Below are 18,115 nucleotides of genomic sequence, written 5' to 3'. Positions count from 1 at the left end.
GCGGTCTCAGCTATACAGCGCCGGACGGGCCGGCAGGGTGATGGGGATGATCTGCCCGGTCTTTTCCTGCGCCTCGACGCAGGCGTCCGAGCTGATGGCGGCCACGTAGCCGTCCCAGCTGGACGGACCCGACGCGGAGCCCTGCGACGCCGCCTTGATGAAATCGGCCAATTCGACGTCGTAGCTGTCGACAAAGCGGTCCTTCCAGTCGGTCATGATCGCGTTCTGCCGCATGGCGTTCTTGCGCAGGGTGATGGCCATCGGCTCGGGCAGGTTGGCCAGCCCCTCCTCGCCCACGACCTGGCACTGGATGTCATAGCCATAGCGGCAGTTGACGAAGATCTCGACATCGATGCGGATGCCCTTGGCCGTCTCCAGCAGGACGATCTGCGGGTCTGCCAGCTTGCCATGCGCATGGCTGGACTTGCGCGGGAACACAACCTGCGCGGACACGTAGTCGTCGTCCAAGAGCCAGCGGAACACGTCGATTTCGTGGATCAGCGTGTCGTGGATCGCCATGGGTGTCACATACTGTTCGGGCACCGTGGGGTTGCGATGGGCGGCATGCACCATCAGCGGCTTGCCGATCTGGCTGTCCACGATCTCCTTCAGCATCCGGTAGCCAGTGTCATAGCGGCGCATGAAGCCGACCTGCACCAGTCGCTTGCCCGCCGCCACTTCGGCATCGACGATGCGCTTGGCGCCTTCCGCGGTGGTTGCCAGCGGCTTTTCGCAGAAACACGGCTTGCCAGCGGCGATGGCGGCCAGGACATAGGCCTCGTGGGTTGCGCCGGTCGAACAGACCAGCACCGCATCCACGTCATCGGCGGCGATCAGGTCCTCGCCCCTGTCATAAACCTTGGCGTCGGGTGCCAAGTCGGCCTGCACCGCGCGGGCCGCGTCGGGGTTGTAATCGCTCAGCGCGGTAATCCGGGCGCCCGACAGTACCTGCGCGATGCGGCGGGTGTGGTCGCGGCCGATCATGCCGGTTCCGATGACTCCGATCCTCAGGGTCATGTTCGTCTTCCTATTTCCAGTATGTCGCGACATAGCGCTTGGTTTCGTCCAGCATGAAGCGGGCGCTGTCCTCGGCCCGGTCCTCCCACCCAAAGACGCAGTTCGACAGGACGCCGTCGAACTTCATGTCGGCCAGGGTGGCGAAGAAGATGTCCCAGTCGATCTCGCCCTGCCCGAAATCCAGGTGCTGGTGCACGCGCACCTTCGCACCCGGCGGGTTGACGACATAGCGAAGCTGGGAGGATTTGGTGTGGTCATAGGTGTCGGCCAGCCGCACATGCACCAGATGCCCTTGGGTCGCGCGCAGGTTCGCCACCATGTCGGGACCGTAAAAGAACGTGTGCGGCGCGATGAAGGACGCCTTCACGGCCTTGGAATTGATTGTCCTGATGATGTCCATGGCCGGGGCGATCTCCTCCAGCCAGTCCTCGGGATGGGCTTCCAGCGACAGGACCAGCCCCTCGCGTTCCAGGATCGGCACCAGGATGTCCATGGCGCGAAAGAAGGCGTTCTCGCAGGTCTCGGGGCGGTGAAGGCCGCTGCGGTCGTTCAGGCTGCGGTCGGGGCTGCCGCCGCGTCCGAATTCGCTGACGAACATCGGGCAGTCCATCTCGACCGCGATCTGGATCGCGCGCTTCCAGTTGTCGATCGCCGCCTCCCATTCATCGGGATAGGGGCTGGCCCAGCGGTACATCGGCTGCAGCGTCGCCAGGCCGAGGCCGTGATCCTTCAGCGCCTTCCTGAAGCTGGCGATCCGCTCGGGCCAGACCTTGGGCCGCGTCCACCAGGACAGGAAATCCGGGCGCGGCGACAGTTCGATGTGGTCGTATCCCAGGTCGGCCACCTTGCGGCAGGTCTCCTCCAGCGACAGGTGGCGGATCATGTGCGGGTCAAGCGTGTGTTTCATCACTCATCGGCTCCGGAAGGGGACGGCCATGCCGGCCATGGCTGCGCATGGATCGGAATGGCCGCCAAAGGGGAACAGGGGGGCGCGCCCTCAGGTCTTCTTGACGCGCTTTTTCTGGCGATAGGTGTCGGCGACGACGGCAGCGACGATGATCGCGCCCTTGATCATCTCCTGGTAATAGGCGTCCAGCCGCAGGAAGGTGAAACCCGAGATGATGACGCCAAAGATCACCATCCCGATGGAGGTGCCGACGATCGAGCCGCGCCCCCCGGCCAGCGAGGTGCCGCCGATGACGGCCATGGCGATGGCGTCCAGTTCGTACATCATCCCCATGCCGGCCTGCGCGGTCTGGCCCCGGGCCGCGACCACGATCCCGGCCAGCGCGGCCAGGGTCGCCGCGACGATGTACAGCTTGACGATATGGCGCTCGACGTCGATGCCGGACACGCGGGCGGCCTGCGGGTTCGCGCCGATCGCATAGGTGTACTTGCCATAGCGGGTGTATTTCATCGCCACGTGGAAGATGGCCGCCACCACAAGGAAGATCACCACCGGCATCATCCCCGCGCCCAGGGCCGCATAGCTGTCGGTCGGAAAGCTGACCGGCTGGCCCTTGGTGTACCATTTGGCAAAGCCGCGGGCGGTGACCATCATGCCAAGCGTCGCGATGAAGGGCGGGATCTTGGTATAGGCGATCAGCCAGCCGTTGATGAAGCCCGCGACCGCCCCGCAGGCCAGCCCGATCAGCACCGGCACGATCACCGGCAGGTCGGTCAGCGCCGGATAGACCGCCCGTGCATATTCGGCCGATTGCGCAAAGCTCATCGAGACCATCGCCACCGCCCCCACGATCGAGCCCGACGACAGGTCGATCCCGCCCGAGATGATGACCTGCGTCACCCCCACCGCGATGATCCCGATGACCGAGACCTGCAGGATCATGATCTTGAGCCGGTTCAGGTTGCCCAGGAAGGACTGTCCCTGAAAGATCCAGCCCAGGATCTCGAAGACCAGGGCGATGCCGATCAGCACCAGCAGGATGTTCAGTTCCGACGGCAGCTTGCGATGCGCCCTGGGTGCGACGCGTTCGCCGCCGATTGCTTGTGTTGCCATGACGGCCTCCTCCCTATTTCGCCGCAAGTTCCATGACGCGCACCTGGTCGGCCTCGGCCCGGTCCAGGAAACCGCTGATACGGCCCTCGTGCATGACCATGATCCGGTCCGACATGCCCAGCACCTCGGGCAGTTCGGACGAGATCATCAGGATCGCCACCCCTTCGGCGGCCAGCTGCGTGATCAGCCGGTGGATTTCGGATTTCGCCCCGACATCGATGCCGCGCGTGGGTTCGTCCAGGATCAGGATGCGCGGCTTCGTCAGCAGCCAGCGCGCGATCAGCAGCTTTTGCTGGTTACCGCCCGACAGGTTGGCCACGGTTTCCGCCAGGTTCGGCGTCTTGACGCGCAGTTTCGCGCAGAATTCCTCGGCCAGGCGGTTCACCTCGCGCTGGTTGACGAAGCCGCGGTTGTCGACCCTGCCGCTGGAGAGGAGCGCCACCTGGATGTTCTCGATGCAGTCGAGGTTCAGGAAACAGCCGGTCTCCTTGCGGTCCTCGGTCAGGAAGGCCATGCCGTGGCGCATCGCGACCGGGGGCGACTTGATGTCGACGACCTGATCGTCGATCAGGATCTGGCCGCTGGTCGCGGGACGCACCCCGAACACGGCCTCGGCCACGTTGGACCGACCCGATCCGACCAGGCCCGCCACGCCCAGGATCTCTCCGCGGCGCAGGGCAAAGCTGACATCGGCAAAGACGCCGGGCAGGGTCAGGTTCCGGACCTCCAGGATCGTCTCGCCGATCTCGCAGTCGATCTTGGGGAACATGTCGGTGATCTCGCGGCCGACCATCATCTTGATGATCTGGTCGCGGGTGACGTCCTGGGCGGCCACCGTCGCGATATACTTGCCGTCGCGAAAGACGGTCAGCTCATCGGCGATCTCGAACAGCTCGCTCATCTTGTGGGTGATATAGACGATGCCGACGCCCTTGGCCCGCAGGTCGCGGATGATGCGGAACAGGTGCTCCACCTCGGTCTCGGTGATGGCGCTGGTCGGCTCGTCCATGATCAGCACGTCGGAATTGAAGGACACGGCCTTGGCGATCTCGACCATCTGCTTCTGCGCCACGGTCAGGTCGCCCACCATGTCCTCGGGCGCCAAGCGGATGCCCAGATCGGCGAAGAGGTCGCGCGTCATCGCGGCCATGCCTGCGTGGTCGATCAGGCCCAGGATGCCCTTGGGCTCGCGGCCGATCCAGATGTTCTCGGCGACGGTCATCGTGTTCATCAGGTTCAGTTCCTGATGGATCATCGCGATGCCGGAATTCAGCGCGTCCAGCGGCGTGCGGATCTCCAGCGGCCGTCCGGCAAAGCGCACCTCGCCGCGGTCGGGCGTATAGACGCCGGCGATGATCTTCATCAGCGTCGACTTGCCCGCGCCGTTCTCGCCCATCAGGGCGTGGACGGTGCCGGGGCGGATCTTCAGCTGCACGTCGTCCAGCGCGACGACGCCGGGGAATTCCTTGCGCACATGGTCGACCTCGAGGATGAATTCCCCGGCAAAGGCCCGGCGCGCGGCTGCGCCTGCTCCGTCCAACATCGTGATATCCTCCTGGTGACGGCCGGGCCCGCGCGCTGGCGGGCCCGGCGGGTCATCACTTCTGGTAATCGGCGAGGTTCGCCGGGGTCACCAGTTCGAACGGGACATAGACCTTGGACTCCACGCTTTCGCCGCGCGCCAGCTTCAGCGCCGCGTCGACCGCGCCCTGTCCCTGCCCGGCGGCGTTCTGGAACACAGTCACGTCCAGATCACCCGCCTGCATCGCCGCCAGCGCGTCGGCCGTCGCATCAATGCCGCCCACGACGACTGCGTCCATCGCCACGCCCGAGGTCTTCAGCGCCTGGATCGCGCCGATCGCCATCTCGTCATTGTTCGAGATGACCGCGTCGAATTCGATGCCCGCCGACAGCCAGTTGGTCATCAGGTCGGTGCCCTGGGTGCGCGACCACATCGCGGTCTGCTCCTCGACGATCTCGATGAAGCTGCACTCATCCGTGGCGATCACGTCCTTGATGTCCTGGGTGCGGATGCGGGCGGCCTGGTTGGACAGTTCGCCCATCATCACCACGGCACGGGCGCCCTCGCCCTTGCCCTGTTCCTTCAGCAGGCGGCAGATTTCCTGCGTCTGCAGCGTGCCCGATTCCAGTTCGTCCGAGGCGACGAAGGCCTGCCCCTCGGGCAGCTCGTCCACGTTGACCGGCTGGCGGTTGACATAGACCAGCGGGATGCCAGCCTCGGCCGCCAGGTTCGACATGGCGATGGTCGCGTCGGTGTCGACCGGGTTCACGATGATCGCATCGACGCCCGAGGCCACGAAGTTCTGGATCTGGTTCAGCTGGCGGCCGACATCGTTCTGCGCATCCTCGACCTGCAGCGTCACCCCGTCCAGGCCGGCGGCATAGTCCTGCATCCCGCCACGCAGGACCGTCAGGAAGTTGTCGTCGAACAGCGCCATGGACACGCCGATATTCTCGGCGGTCGCGGCACCAGCCAGGCTTGCCACCAAGGCAGTGGTCATCAGGAACGTCTTCACCTTCTATCTCCTCCTCAAGCGGCGCCGACGCGCCTTGTGCAGCCTCCAGCATGGGCACCCGCCATCCGGCCGGCGCATGCGCCGGTCCTGGACCCTGATCGGAATGTCGTGCTGTGCGGCGCCTCTCCCCTGCGCCGCTGAGAGGAAGATTCCCGAAACCACCTCATCGGTCAACGGATTTGCCGCCCCGATCGCATCAAAGATGATGCAAAGGTGAGGAAGGCATGATGCAATTACCTCATGAACTCGCTCTCCGGGGTCCAGATCTCGCTTGGGAAGAACCGCTGGCCGGGAATTTCCGCCATGCCCTTTTCGGAGGTCGCGATGACCATCGAGATCAGTTCCGCCGCAAGCGTCCGGACCGGCGTGCCCAGCACGATGTCCAGCACCTGGTCCTGCAGGCCCGCCTGCGAATCCGGGGTCAGTTCGTTGACGATCAGCACCAGGCGCGACCCCGCATCCAGCTCCCGCACGGCCTGGATCGCGCCCTCCATGCCGCCGCCGGCCACGTAGAGGCCGACCAGATCCTCGTTACGGGTCAGCAGGTTCATCGTCGCCTCATAGGTCAGCTGGCGCGTTTCCAGGTTGATCTGCGTGTCCAGCAGCTGGAACTGGGGCGCGGCATCGCGAAAGAAGCTGCGAAAGCCCGTCTCGCGCAGCTCGTGCCCGTGAAAGCGCGACCCGCCGATGAAGACGGCGACCTTTCCCGGTTCCCGCGCCAGCCGTGAGATGAACCAGCCGGCCATGCGACCGACCTTCAGGTTGTTGGTCCCGAAATAGCTTTCCCGCACGCCTTGGGCAAAATCCGACAGCAGCGCATAGACCGGCACACCCGCCGTCCGCAGCGCCTGCACGGCCTGCGTCACCAGGTGATGATCCAGCCCCGTGGCCGCGACCGCGTCCACCCGTCCCTTCAGCGACAGCAGCACCTCGGCCAGCTCCTGCGGCTGCGGGGTGTCCACGAACCGGGGCACGACCTGCACGCGGCGCTGCGTGTTGGCGCGCGCCTGCTGTTCAAAGATCGCCAGCACGTCCTGATAGAAACGGTGCTTGGGTTTTTGCAGAACAAGGCCCAGGCGCAGCTCGGGCCGGTCGGCCAGCATCCGGTGCCGGATCACATTGGCCGCGTGATAGCCGATCTCCTCGGCGGCCTCGTGAACGCGGCGCACGGTCTCCTGCCGCACGTTGTGGCGCCCGTTCAGCACCCGGTCCACGGTGGCCGTGCTGAGGCCGGAAGCCCTGGCCAGATCGGCAATCGTCGGTCGCGCCATCACGAACTCCATCACGGTATTGATGTGATCATATCAAGCCATCCCGGACCGCAGCGCAAGTCGCGCTTTTGACAGACGCGACCTTCGCGTCGCCCGCATGGCGCATCGCCCGTGCTCCACAGCCAGACGTTCCCGCCATTTGGCGGATGGCCCACCCATTCGGTCAGCGACCTAAAGAAGCCGTCGCGATGGTCCGTAAGAAGCCCTGCCGGATGCGGGCTACCCTGCCCGGCTTGGCGAGGCCCGGCATGCTGCTGGCGCTGACGGCTTGGCAATTGGAAACGACATGACATCCACGGTGGTGCCGCTGAGCGGAGAGATCACATTGGCAGAGGCCGAAGGGCTGTCCCGGACGCTGCAGGACGCGCTGGCACAGGGCCCGGTCCGTATCGATGCAACGGGACTGGCACGGGCCGACGCGGCGATCCTGCAGCTTCTGGTCGCGGCGCAGCGCATGGCGGATCAAAGCGGGCAAGAGCTGCAGGTCGGTATGGATGCGTCGGGCGCCCCGGGCGCCTTGGCCCAAAAGCTGGGCCTGACCTTCGCCCCCGGCGGCAAAGAACAGACAGGCGAAGAAGGTGCCGCAAGATGACCAAGACTGTGCTGACGGTGGACGATTCCCCGTCGATCCGGCGCATGATCGCCATGACCCTGACCGATGCGGGCTACCGGGTCGTCGAGGCCGTGGACGGGCGCGACGGCCTGGGCAAGGCCACGTCCGAACGCTTTGACGCGATCATCACCGACCAGAACATGCCCAACCTGGACGGGCTGGGCTTCATCCGCGAGCTGCGCAAGCATCCGTCGGGCGCGGGCGTCCCCATCATCGTGCTGTCCACCGATTCCGAGGAGACGCTGAAGCAGCAGGCGCGCGAGGCAGGCGCCCTGGGCTGGATGGTCAAGCCCTTCAGCCAGGACAAGCTGCTGGCCGTCATCCGCAAGGTCCTGGGCTGATGATGGACGACATGGCCGCGATCTTTCGCGAAGAGCTGAGGGACCTGCTGGAAAGCCTGGAGCGCGGGCTGCTGGACCTGGAGGCGGCGCCGCAGGACATGGCGCTGGTGAACCAGGTGTTCCGCGACCTGCACACGGTGAAGGGCAGCGGCGCAATGTTCGGCTTTGGCGAGCTGGCCGCCTTCATCCACAGCTTCGAGACCCTCTTCGACAGGATCAGGTCGGGCGCGGCCGTCGTCACCTCGGACATCATCCACCTGTCGCTGGAGGCGCGCGACCAGATCCCCGGCCTGGTCGAGGGCGTTCCCGACCCCGAGGGGCGGCGCCAGGCCATCCTGCAGGCCCTGGAGGCGCAGATGACGGCAGGCGCGCCCGCCGCCGCCCCGGCGCCCGCCGCAGACGCCGGTCATGCGCGGCTGACCTTCGGCCTGCGCGGCGCGGCCTTTGCAATGGGGGCGCGGCCCGACATCATCCTGGACGAATTGCGCGGTCTGGGCGCCACCGCCATCACCTGCGACACCAGCGCCGTGCCGCCTCTGGACCGCTTGGACCCCGGCACCTGCCACCTGGTCTGGGCGATGGACCTGCCGGCCGCCGTGACCGAGGCGCAGATCGAGGATGTGTTCATCTTTGCCGACGCCGATTGGCGCCTGAGCCGCGATGAGCCCCTTCCCGTGACAGCACCGGACGCCGCCCCTGCCTTCTAACCGACAGCGGAGGCGACCCCCGACAGCCCCGCCCCGGCACCCGCCGCCGCGCCGCGCGCAGGGGCCGAACCTGCGGCAGCGCAGGCCGGCGCCACGATCCGCGTCCCGGCAGAGCGGCTGGACGCGCTGATGGACAGCGTGCGAGCTGGTCATCCTGGAGGCGCGGCTGACGGAACTGGCGCGCGCAAGCCGCGATGCCGCGCTGATGGCCACGGCCGAACAGATCACCCGCCTGGCCGCCCGCCTGCGCGACAGCACCATGACCATGCGGATGGTGCCGATGCGCAGCCTGGTCGCGCGCTTTCGCCGGCTGGTCCTGGGCCTGTCGGACACGCTTGGCAAGCCGATCAGCTTTGCCGTGCTGGGCGAGGACACCGAACTGGACAAGACGGTGATCGAGAAGCTGGCCGATCCGATCGTGCACATCCTGCGCAATTCGCTGGACCACGGGCTGGAGACGCCCGAGGACCGCCTGGCCGCCGGAAAGCCCGCAGAGGGCCGGGTCGAGCTGTCGGCGGAACATGCGGGCGCCGAGGTGCTGATCCGGATCCGCGACGACGGCCGCAGCATGAACCCCGACAAGCTGCGCGCCAAGGCGGTCTCTGCCGGGCTGATCGCGCCCGATGCGGTCCTGACCGAGGCGCAGTGCTTTGCCCTGATCTTCGAGCCGGGCTTTTCGACCGCCGCCGCGGTGACCGAGATTTCCGGGCGCGGCGTGGGCATGGACGTGGTGCGGCGCACCATCGACGGGCTGCGCGGCGCCATCAGCATCGACTCGCGTTTGGGCGAAGGAACAACCGTCACTCTGCGCCTGCCGCTGACCCTGGCCATCATCGACGGCCTGCTGATCGAGGTCGCCGGCGAACGCTATATCCTGCCGATGGCGGCGGTGCAGGAGATCGTGGAGCTGCCCGCGCAAAAGCGGGTCCCGAACCGTGCAAGCGACTTTCTGGAGATCCGGGGCCGCTTTGTCCCCTTCCTGCGCCTGCGCCAGCTTTTCGCCTGCGACGGCCGGCCGGGGCCGGACCAGAACGTGGTCATCGTGACGCTTGGCGACACCCGCGTGGGTGTGGTGGTCGACCGCATCATCGGCACCAACCAGACGGTGATCAAGCAGATGTCGAAACTGCATGCCAATGTCCGCGCCGTGTCGGGCGCGACCATCCTGGCCGACGGTTCCGTGGCGCTGATCCTGGACGTGACGCATCTTCTGGCCCTTGGGCAGAGCCTGCCCGACCCGGCCACGCGCGAGGTGGCGGCATGAGCGCGATCACCCCCGGCGATGACCTGACCGTCATCACCCTGACCGTGGGCGCGCAGAAGCTGGCGATCCCCGCCTGCGCGCTGCGCGAGATCCTGGACCCCCTGCCCGTGACGCGGGTTCCGCGCGCCGGTCCCTTTGTTCCGGGCGTGGTCAATGTCCGCGGCTCGGTCGTGCCGCTGGCCAACCTGCGTCACGCGCTTGGCATCCCCGACCAGGGCCAGGACGACCGGCGCCGGATCATGGTGCTGGAGGTCGATCTGGAGGGCGACCTGGCCACGGTCGCGATCATGGCCGATGCCGTCCACGAGGTGACCACCGTCAAGGCCGCCCAGATCGAGGCGGCGCCCGTCTCGGCCACCGCCTGGCCCGCCGACCATATCAGCGGGCTCTACAACAGCCCCGACGGCTTCGTGCTGATCCCGGACCTGACCAACATCTTTGCCGCCCAGGCCAGCAGGGCAGCGGACCACCCATGAAAAGGAACCCCGTGATGCGTTTCACGATCAAGGCCAAGCTTGTGGCCATCTTCGCCTTTGTCTTTGCCTTGGCGGGCATATCCATGCTGATCGCGCTTGAGGAACTCAAGCAGTCGAACGACCAGTACAACAAGACCGTCCAGGTCGAGGTTGCCGCCCTGATGGTGAACGAGGACCTTGTCAGCGAGGAACTGCGGCTGCGTTCCACCGTGGCCGAGATCCTGATCGGCCTGCCCGATGCGCCCGACCAGCACATCCCCTCGCTGCGCGGCGAAATGGACAGCACCAAGGCCAAGATCGACGCGTTTTACGCCGAGGTTCTGGCCAAGGCGGGTGACGAGGCCGGGGTGGTCGCGGCGCTGGAAAACTATCGCAGCATCGGCCAGCAGCTCTGGGAGCTGAACCAGCGGATCGTTCGGTCGGAACTGAGTGGCCAGGGGGATACTGCCAACACCCTCTACCACACCGAGGCGGCAGCCTTGACCGACCAGTCCATGGCCGCCCTTCTGGATGCCCGCGACGCCTTCAAGGCAAAGATCAACGATGACATCTCGGCGGTCGCGGCCAGCTATGAGGCCGCGCAGCGCAACCTGATCCTGCTGCTGGCCGCCTCGCTGGTCATCGGCGGGCTGGGCGCACTGGTCGTGGTCGTCTCGATCTCCCGCGGCCTGGCGCAGGCCGTGGCGCAAACCAGCCGCGTCGCCAACGGAGAGCTGCGGGCCACCGACGGCACCCGGCGCAATGACGAACTGGGCGACCTGCTGTCGGGCCTGAACGACATGGTGGTCAAGCTGCGCGACGTGGTGGGCAATGTCTCCACCGCCGTGCGCAACGTCGCCTCGGGCAGCACCCAGATGGCCGCGACCTCGGAACAGCTGTCGGAGGGTGCCAGCCAGCAGGCATCGGCGACCGAGGAGGTCTCGGCCGCGGTCGAGCAGATGACCGCCAACATCAAGCAGAGCGCCGACAACGCCACCGCGACCGAGCAGATCGCCACCAAATCGGCCGCCGATGCGCGGCAGAGCGGCAAGGCCGTGGCCGAGGCGGTGCAGGCAATGCAGACCATCGCCGACCGGATCATGATCGTGCAGGAGATCGCCCGCCAGACCGACCTGCTGGCCCTGAACGCCGCGGTGGAGGCAGCACGGGCCGGGGAACATGGACGCGGCTTTGCCGTCGTGGCGGCCGAGGTGCGCAAGCTGGCCGAGCGCAGCCAGACGGCGGCCGCCGAGATCTCGTCGCTGTCGGCCGCGACGGTGCGCACCGCCGCCAGCGCGGGCGAGATGCTGCAAGGTCTGGTGCCGGACATCGAAAAGACCTCGGCCCTGGTGACCGAGATCTCGGTCGCCTCGCGCGAGCTGGCCACCGGCAGCACCCAGATCAGCATGTCCATCCAGCAGCTGGACAAGGTCACGCAGGAAAACACCGCAGCCTCCGAACAGCTGTCTGCCAGCGCCACCGAACTGGCCAGCCAGTCCGACCGGCTGGCCGCTGCGGTCGGGTTCTTCAATGTCTCGGAGGGCGATCTGTCGCCGGCGACCGCGGCTCCCCGTGCCGGCGCGCCTGCCGCCGTCGCCCCGGCCCCGCGCCGCAAGGCACCGGTCCCCGTGCCCGCGACCGGGGGTGGCTTCGACTTTGACCTGGGAACCGAGGATGACGACCTCGACGCCCGGTTCAAGCGCAGCAACGCGGCCTGAGGCAGGGAGGGAGAGCCATGACGCATGTCAGTTCGGACGTCGTCACCTTCGAGGCGGACGGATCGCTTTATGCGATCCTCGTGTCGCGCGTGCAGGAGATCCTGGATCTTCGGCCTATCGCGCCGATGCCGAACGCACCTGCGCATCTGCTGGGCATCATCGACCTGCGGGGCGAGAACGTCCCGGTGGTCGACCTGCGCAACCTGCTGGGCCTGCCGCCGTCGCCGGACACGCCGCAGACCCGCATCCTGGTGGTGTGGATGGTCAGCGGCCAGGACCGCGCAATCATCGGCATCCGGACCGACCGGGTGATCGAGGTGACCTGCCTTGATGACCCCGAGCTGCGCCCCATGACCGAGGCGGGCCTGCTGCAATGGACCGGCGGCGCGGTGGTTGGCATCGGCCGCCGCAAGGGCCAGGTGGTCAGCGTCCTGAACCTGGACAAGCTGTTCGCGGCCGTGCCGGTCGTGCCGGTGCAGCCGCAGATGGATGCGGCGAAATGACGGTGTTCCGATGACCCTGCTTGCCCCGCAAAGCTATGGCGACCGTTTTCGCGACCTGATCGGGTCGCTGACGGGCATCAGCCTGCCGGCCAGCAAGGTGCAGATGATCGACCAGCGGCTGCGGCGACGCGTCATGGCCTTTGGCCTGCCCGATACCGAGGCCTATCTGCGCATGCTGCTGGAAGACCGCGACATGACCGACGAGCTGCGCATCGTGATCGACCTGATCACCACCAACACCACCAGCTTCTTTCGCGAGCCGTCGCATTTCGATTTCCTCGTCGACGAGATCCTGCCGGCGATCCTGCGGCGACGCGGGACCGGCCTGACCCCGCGCCTGAAGCTGTGGAGCGCCGCCAGTTCGGAAGGGGCCGAGGCCTTCACCGCCGCCATGGTCCTGGCCGAGGCGCAGCGGGCCGGACGGCGGTTCGACTATGCGATCCTGGGCACCGACATCTCTTATCGCATGCTCGAACGCGCGACGGCGGCGGTCTATGACAGCGACCAGCTGGCCACCGTCCCGGCGCAATTGTTGCGGCGCTATGTCATGACCTCGGCCGATCCGGGGCTGGCGGGCAAGGCGCGCATCGTGCCGGAACTGCGGCGGCGGGTGCGGTTCCGTTACCTGAACCTGATGGATGACGCCTATCCGGTGGACCGGGACGTGGACGTGATCCTGCTGCGCAACGTGCTGATCTATTTCGCGGCCGAGGACAAGGACCGGGTGATCGCCAGGATGGTCACGCATCTGGCGCCCGGCGGCCATCTGCTGGTCGGCCATTCGGAATCAATGGCCGTCCGCCACCCGGGGCTGCGCCAGGTCCGCCCCACGATCTTCCGGAAGGAGTAGCGTCATGGCATCTTCGGCAGCACCGGCGATCAAGGTCCTGATCGTGGATGACAGCGCCTCGGCACGCGCGATGCTGCGCCATATCGTGGAAAGCGATCCGGCCCTCAGCGTGATGGCCGTGGCGGCCGATGCGATGGCCGCGGCCCGCACGATGCGCACCGCCCTGCCCGATGTTATCCTGCTGGACCTGGAAATGCCCGGCATGGACGGGCTGACCTTCCTGCGCAAGATCATGGCCCAGCACCCGATCCCGGTCGTCGTCTGTTCGGGCGCCACCGAGCGCGGGTCGGACCAGAGCATCGCGGCCCTGGATGCAGGCGCCGTCGAGGCGATCCTGAAGCCCGCCCAGGGCAATGCCCGGCAGCGCGGCGAAGGCGCCATCCGCATCTGCGACGCGCTGCGGGCGGCCGCGCGTACCCGCGGCGCCTCGGCCGCGATGATGGCGCAGTTCCACGCCCCCGGCCCCAAGCTGACCGCGGACGAGATCCTGCCCCCGCCCACCTTCCTGCGCCCCGCCCCCCGGACCGAGCCGGTGGTCTGCATCGGCGCCTCGACCGGCGGGACGGATGCGCTGCTGCGGGTGCTGACCATGCTGCCCCCGGACGCGCCGGCCATCGCCATCGTCCAGCACATGCCCGAAGGCTTTACCGGCGCCTTTGCCCGCCGCCTGGACGCCGCCTGCGCCGTCTCGGTGGCCGAGGCGACGGACGGGGCGCAGCTGGGCGCCGGCCGGGTCGTCGTGGCGCGGGGCGACCATCACCTGCTGCTGCGGCGGGGACCCGGGGCCTATCGCGTCTCGGTTCAGGGGGGACCCTATGTCAGCCGGCACCGCCCTTCGGTCGATGTGCTGTTCCGGTCGGCCGCGACGGCGGCGGGGGCGAATGCCATGGGCATCATCCTGACCGGCATGGGCGACGACGGCGCCCGCTGCCTGGCCGAGATGCGGCGGGCGGGATCGCCCACCGTCGCGCAGGACGAAGCCTCATGCGCGGTCTATGGGATGCCGCGCGAAGCCGTACAGGCGGGGGCCGTCGGCCTCAGCCTGCCTTTGGACAAGATGGCCGCCGCGATCATGAATTTCGCCCGCCGCCACCGGATGGGAGAAAGCGCATGATCCAGACACCGATTGCCCCGCGGCATGATCCGGCATGGACCGCCGCGGCCCTGGCGCCGCTGGACGAGGTGCTGCGGGTGACCGAGGACAGGTTCCTGTCCGCCGGCCGCAACCTGGAGGCGGCCGTGGACAGCCTGCGAGCGCTGCAGGATCACTTTGCGCGCCTGGAACAAAGCCTGGGCCCCGACAGCCGCGCCGCGCTGGAGACGCTGACCGCGCAGGTCGAGGGCGACATCCAGAGGCTCCAGCAGGACTTTGCCTCTTTCCTGGAAGACAGCCAGGGCCTGCGCAGCGCCGTCCACGGCATCCGGGTCGAGGTGTCGGAGCTGGACCGCGTCGTGCGGACCATGTCCAACGTGGCCATCAACGCCCGCATCCAAGGCAATGTGCTGACCCCGCGCCAGCCGCAGGTCACGGCCTTCATCCAGCGCCTGGCGGAAATGGCCAGCGAGGCCGAGGACGTGCTGCGCCAGGTCAAGGACGCCATGGACGGCGTGACCGAGGACATCGAGACGATGGGCAAGGTTGCGGCCCAGCTGCGCGAGACGGTGACGATCGAGGTGATGCCGCTGATCGTGCGCCTGGCCCGGACCGGCGCCGGCGTCCTCAAGGACCAGGACCAGACCGCCCGTGCCAGCGCCGACCTGGCGGCCCGGATGAACCACGTCTTTTCCGAGGTCTCGCGGCTGATCGTGGCCCTGCAGATCGGCGATTCCACCCGGCAGCGCCTGGAACGCGCCCGCGCCGTGGTGATCGAGGGCGCGGCCGAGCGCGACACCGGTGTCGAATATGCAGCCCTTGCCTTGGCCGAGGGGCTGATCGGGGGCGCCGTCGAGGAGATGGTGGCCGAGGTGTCCGGCTCGCTTGATGCGCTGCGCGACGTTCAGGCCGGTGCGGCGGAGGCGATCGGCACGGCGCGCGATTTCTACCTGTCGGGCGCATCCCAAGGCGCGGCACCGCTGGAACGGCACGGCCGGCTGGCCCTGCACCTGGGCCGGATGGGGGGCGAACTGGCCGCCATGCGCCACCAGGCCGTCGCGGTCGGCGACCGACTGGACATGATCCTGGCGCATGAACGGACACTGCGCCAGATCGCCCATCATGTGCGGCTGTCGGGGCTGAATGCGGTGCTGATCTGCGCCAAGCTGGGCAATGACGGCCGGCCGCTGCGGGAGCTGGCCAGCTGGCTGCGCGCCCTGACCGACCAGAGCGACCACATCGTCGGCCGGCTGCAGGCGTCGCTGGACACGATGCGGACCTGCACCAACCGCGTCGGCATCGCCAGCGTCGAGCAGCTGGAAAGCCAGGCCCAGGCGATGGGCGGGACGGCCGAGGCGCTGGCGGCGCTGGTCGACGAGAGCGAAAAGGCAATCGCGGACACGGCGGCGGGCTTTGACGCGACAGGGCGTGTCCTGCCGGTGCGCCTGGGCGAAGGGGTGCAGCTGCTGTCGGGCCATCTGACCGTGCGGGACCGGCTGGCGGCTGTCGGCGCCGTTCTGGCGCATCGGCGCCAGGGCCTGCCCGCCCTGGCCCTGCCCCCCGCACCGGGAAGCGCCGCGGCCGAGGTCATGGCCCGCATGCGCCTGCGCTATTCCATGCAGCAGGAACGCATCATCCACGACGCCATCCTGGCCGATCCTGCGAATTCCGCCGCGCCGGCAGAGGCCGGACCGGCCCCGACCCAGGCCGAAAACCTGGACGACATCCTGTTCTGAGATCGCGGCGTCGCCCCATTGCGAAAGCCAGGGCACCGTGCGTTACTGGCGCGATGACAACCGACCTGACCCTGTGGCATGTGCCCCATTCGCGTTCCACCCGCATCCTGTGGCTGTTGGAGGAAATCGGCTGCGATTACGCGCTGGAGCGCCTTGATGCGCCGGATACGCTGCAGGCGGCGCTGCATCCCCCGCGCCCGCCCGCCCTGCGGGATGGCAAGGTCACCATGCACGAGACCGGGGCGATGACCGAATGGCTGTGCGAAACCCGGGCACCGGACCTGTGGCGGGCGCCCGGCGCCTCGGGGCGGATCGGCTGGCTGGATTGGCTGCATTATTCCGAAACGCTGCTGCAGCAGGTCGCGCGGCGCGCGGAACCGGGGGCCTCGGACCGGCTGGCCCAAGGCCTGACCCTGCTGGACGACTGGCTGGACGGGTCGGAATGGCTGCTCAGCGAATTTTCCGGCGCCGACTGCCAGATCGGCTATTCGCTCTGGGCGGCGGCGCAGGTGACCTCATTGGAGGCTTGCCCGGCGCTGGAGGATTATCTGGCACGGTGCAAGGCGCGCCCCGCCTTCCGAACCGCCTTGGGTGAGGTTGAACTGCCGCCCGGCTGAGGCGCGGGCCACCTGCTTGACAGCCGGGGGATGCTTGCCTATCCCCGCCAGCCTCGTCCCCGAGGCAGGAGAATGGGCATGGCATCGCAGCGCCGCAGCTTGGGCATCGACTTTGGCACCTCGAATTCGGCGGCGGGCTATCTTTGCGATGGCAGGCCGCGGCTGATCGAACTGGCGCCGGGCCAGACCACGATGCCCACGACCTTCTTCTTCGACCACGAGAGCCGGCGCACCCTGATCGGCGATCCGGCCAACCAGGCGCTGCTGGACGGGGTCGAGGGCCGCTTCATGCGCGCGCTGAAGCGGGTCCTGGGCACCGGTCTGATGCATGAAAAGCGCCAGATCCTGAACCAGGGCGTGACCTTCGTCGACATCATCGCGCGCTTTCTGAACCAGATCAAGATCAGGGCCGAGGCGCAGACCGGCCTGACCTTCGACCGCGCCCTGTCGGGGCGGCCGGTGGTCTTTCACGGTGCCGGCGACCCGCGCGAGGCGCAGGCCGAGGAGGATCTGCGCCGCTGCTATCTGGAGGCAGGCTTTCGCGAAGTGGAGTTCCTGCCCGAACCCGAGGCTGCGGCGATCGCCAGCGGTGCGCTGGATCAGCCGGGCACCATCGGGCTGATCGTGGACGTGGGGGGCGGCACGTCGGATTTTTCGCTGTTCCGGTCGGAGGGCGGCGGCATTGCGATCCTGGCCAATCACGGGGTGCGCATCGGCGGCACCGATTTCGACCGTGCGATCAACATCGACCGGGTGATGCCGCTGCTGGGCAAGGGCAGCCAGCTGCGCAAGGCGATGGGGGCTGGCACCTCGCCCACGCCCAACGCCATCTACAACGACCTGGCCACCTGGGAGAAGATCCCCTTCGTCTATACGCCCCAGAACCGCCGGATGGTGGCCGAGATGCTGCGCCTGGCCCAGCACCCCGACAGGCTGTCGCGGCTGGCCCGCGTGCTGGAGGACGAGCTGGGTCACGATCTGGCCTTTGCGGTCGAGCGGGGCAAGATCGCGGCCAATGCGGGCGAGGCCCAGCCGCGCATCCTGCTGGACCAGGTCGAGCGCGGCCTTTATGCCCCGCTGCCGCCCGAGGCACTGGCAGACAGCCTGGCCCGCCATGCCGCGACCCTGGCCGAGGGCGCCGACGAAACGCTGCGCCTTGCGGGCATCGATGCGGCGGATGTGCGCCAGGTCGTCTATGTCGGCGGCTCCAGCCTGATGTCGATGGTCTCGGCCACGATGAAGGCGCGGTTTCCCGCGGCCGGGCATTCCTTCAAGGACGTGTTCACGGCGGTGACCGACGGGCTGGCCATCGCCGCCGCGCGCTGAGGGCGCCTGCAGGGGAACAACCGCCCGGCCCGCCCGTTAGCCTGCAG

Annotated in this window: 18 protein-coding genes; 12 read left to right on the top strand and 6 right to left on the bottom strand. The window is 67.8% G+C overall.

The genetic code is table 11. The features are described from left to right. Nucleotides 1-6: 6 nt before the first annotated feature. The 6 genes from ACZ2G3_RS04950 to ACZ2G3_RS04925 form a co-directional block, all read right to left on the bottom strand. Nucleotides 7-1,017 carry a Gfo/Idh/MocA family protein gene (locus ACZ2G3_RS04950; protein WP_470398035.1) on the bottom strand — a complete coding sequence of 337 codons (1,011 nt, stop codon included), beginning with the start codon at nt 1,015-1,017 and terminating at the stop codon, nt 7-9. A gap of 10 nt (nt 1,018-1,027) precedes the next feature. Further along, complete coding sequence (locus tag ACZ2G3_RS04945) at nt 1,028-1,924, bottom strand: sugar phosphate isomerase/epimerase family protein (RefSeq protein WP_470398033.1); 897 nt, start codon at nt 1,922-1,924, stop codon at nt 1,028-1,030. Nucleotides 1,925-2,014: 90 nt separating this feature from the next. Then, the gene (locus ACZ2G3_RS04940; protein WP_470398031.1) at nt 2,015-3,037 is read right to left on the bottom strand and encodes an ABC transporter permease; all 1,023 of its coding nucleotides are present in this window, start codon (nt 3,035-3,037) and stop codon (nt 2,015-2,017) included. A 13-nt stretch (nt 3,038-3,050) separates the two neighbouring features. Beyond that, nucleotides 3,051-4,580 (bottom strand): sugar ABC transporter ATP-binding protein, encoded by a 1,530-nt coding sequence (locus tag ACZ2G3_RS04935; RefSeq protein ID WP_470398029.1) that lies wholly within the window; start codon nt 4,578-4,580, stop codon nt 3,051-3,053. A 55-nt stretch (nt 4,581-4,635) separates the two neighbouring features. Next, nucleotides 4,636-5,574: a sugar ABC transporter substrate-binding protein gene (locus ACZ2G3_RS04930; protein WP_470398028.1), complete on the bottom strand. Its 939-nt coding sequence runs from the start codon at nt 5,572-5,574 to the stop codon at nt 4,636-4,638. Nucleotides 5,575-5,807: 233 nt separating this feature from the next. Further along, nucleotides 5,808-6,845, bottom strand: a complete 1,038-nt coding sequence (locus ACZ2G3_RS04925; protein ID WP_470398026.1) for a LacI family DNA-binding transcriptional regulator — start codon at nt 6,843-6,845, stop codon at nt 5,808-5,810. Between the two features lie 286 nt (nt 6,846-7,131). On the opposite strand from ACZ2G3_RS04925, the gene ACZ2G3_RS04920 reads away from it, so the two are divergent. The 12 genes from ACZ2G3_RS04920 to ACZ2G3_RS04865 all read left to right on the top strand — a co-directional run bounded on the left by ACZ2G3_RS04920 (nt 7,132) and on the right by ACZ2G3_RS04865 (nt 18,068). After that, complete coding sequence (locus tag ACZ2G3_RS04920) at nt 7,132-7,437, top strand: STAS domain-containing protein (RefSeq protein ID WP_470398024.1); 306 nt, start codon at nt 7,132-7,134, stop codon at nt 7,435-7,437. After that, complete coding sequence (locus ACZ2G3_RS04915; RefSeq protein WP_419267166.1) at nt 7,434-7,799, top strand: response regulator; 366 nt, start codon at nt 7,434-7,436, stop codon at nt 7,797-7,799. Before ACZ2G3_RS04920 ends, ACZ2G3_RS04915 begins: the two co-directional genes overlap by 4 nt. Next, a complete protein-coding gene (locus ACZ2G3_RS04910; RefSeq protein WP_470398022.1) occupies nt 7,799-8,506 on the top strand; it encodes an Hpt domain-containing protein in 708 nt (235 codons plus the stop codon). Before ACZ2G3_RS04915 ends, ACZ2G3_RS04910 begins: the two co-directional genes overlap by 1 nt. Before the next feature lie 205 nt (nt 8,507-8,711). Next, nucleotides 8,712-9,770: a chemotaxis protein CheA gene (locus ACZ2G3_RS04905; protein ID WP_470398020.1), complete on the top strand. Its 1,059-nt coding sequence runs from the start codon at nt 8,712-8,714 to the stop codon at nt 9,768-9,770. Beyond that, nucleotides 9,767-10,246 (top strand): chemotaxis protein CheW, encoded by a 480-nt coding sequence (locus ACZ2G3_RS04900; protein WP_419267164.1) that lies wholly within the window; start codon nt 9,767-9,769, stop codon nt 10,244-10,246. Before ACZ2G3_RS04905 ends, ACZ2G3_RS04900 begins: the two co-directional genes overlap by 4 nt. Nucleotides 10,247-10,260: 14 nt before the next feature. Further along, on the top strand, nt 10,261-11,943 hold the full coding sequence (locus tag ACZ2G3_RS04895) for a methyl-accepting chemotaxis protein (RefSeq protein ID WP_470398018.1): 1,683 nt from the start codon (nt 10,261-10,263) through the stop codon (nt 11,941-11,943). Nucleotides 11,944-11,960: 17 nt separating this feature from the next. Then, nucleotides 11,961-12,446 carry a chemotaxis protein CheW gene (locus tag ACZ2G3_RS04890; protein ID WP_470398017.1) on the top strand — a complete coding sequence of 162 codons (486 nt, stop codon included), beginning with the start codon at nt 11,961-11,963 and terminating at the stop codon, nt 12,444-12,446. Between the two features lie 10 nt (nt 12,447-12,456). After that, entirely contained in the window at nt 12,457-13,296 is an 840-nt protein-coding gene (locus ACZ2G3_RS04885; RefSeq protein ID WP_470398015.1) for a CheR family methyltransferase, read from the top strand. A 4-nt stretch (nt 13,297-13,300) separates the two neighbouring features. Beyond that, the gene (gene cheB, locus ACZ2G3_RS04880) at nt 13,301-14,410 is read left to right on the top strand and encodes a chemotaxis-specific protein-glutamate methyltransferase CheB (protein ID WP_470398013.1); all 1,110 of its coding nucleotides are present in this window, start codon (nt 13,301-13,303) and stop codon (nt 14,408-14,410) included. Continuing rightward, nucleotides 14,407-16,125 (top strand): hypothetical protein, encoded by a 1,719-nt coding sequence (locus tag ACZ2G3_RS04875; RefSeq protein WP_470398011.1) that lies wholly within the window; start codon nt 14,407-14,409, stop codon nt 16,123-16,125. Before cheB ends, ACZ2G3_RS04875 begins: the two co-directional genes overlap by 4 nt. 53 nt (nt 16,126-16,178) lie before the next feature. After that, on the top strand, nt 16,179-16,742 hold the full coding sequence (locus ACZ2G3_RS04870) for a glutathione S-transferase family protein (RefSeq protein ID WP_419267158.1): 564 nt from the start codon (nt 16,179-16,181) through the stop codon (nt 16,740-16,742). Between the two features lie 78 nt (nt 16,743-16,820). After that, nucleotides 16,821-18,068, top strand: a complete 1,248-nt coding sequence (locus tag ACZ2G3_RS04865; RefSeq protein ID WP_470398009.1) for an Hsp70 family protein — start codon at nt 16,821-16,823, stop codon at nt 18,066-18,068. The last annotated feature ends 47 nt before the right edge of the window (nt 18,069-18,115 follow it).

The organism is Paracoccus sp. KKT209 (genome assembly GCF_055635455.1).
The sequence above is the reverse complement of the archived record's forward strand: the minus strand, read 5'-3'. Positions and strand labels throughout refer to the sequence as shown.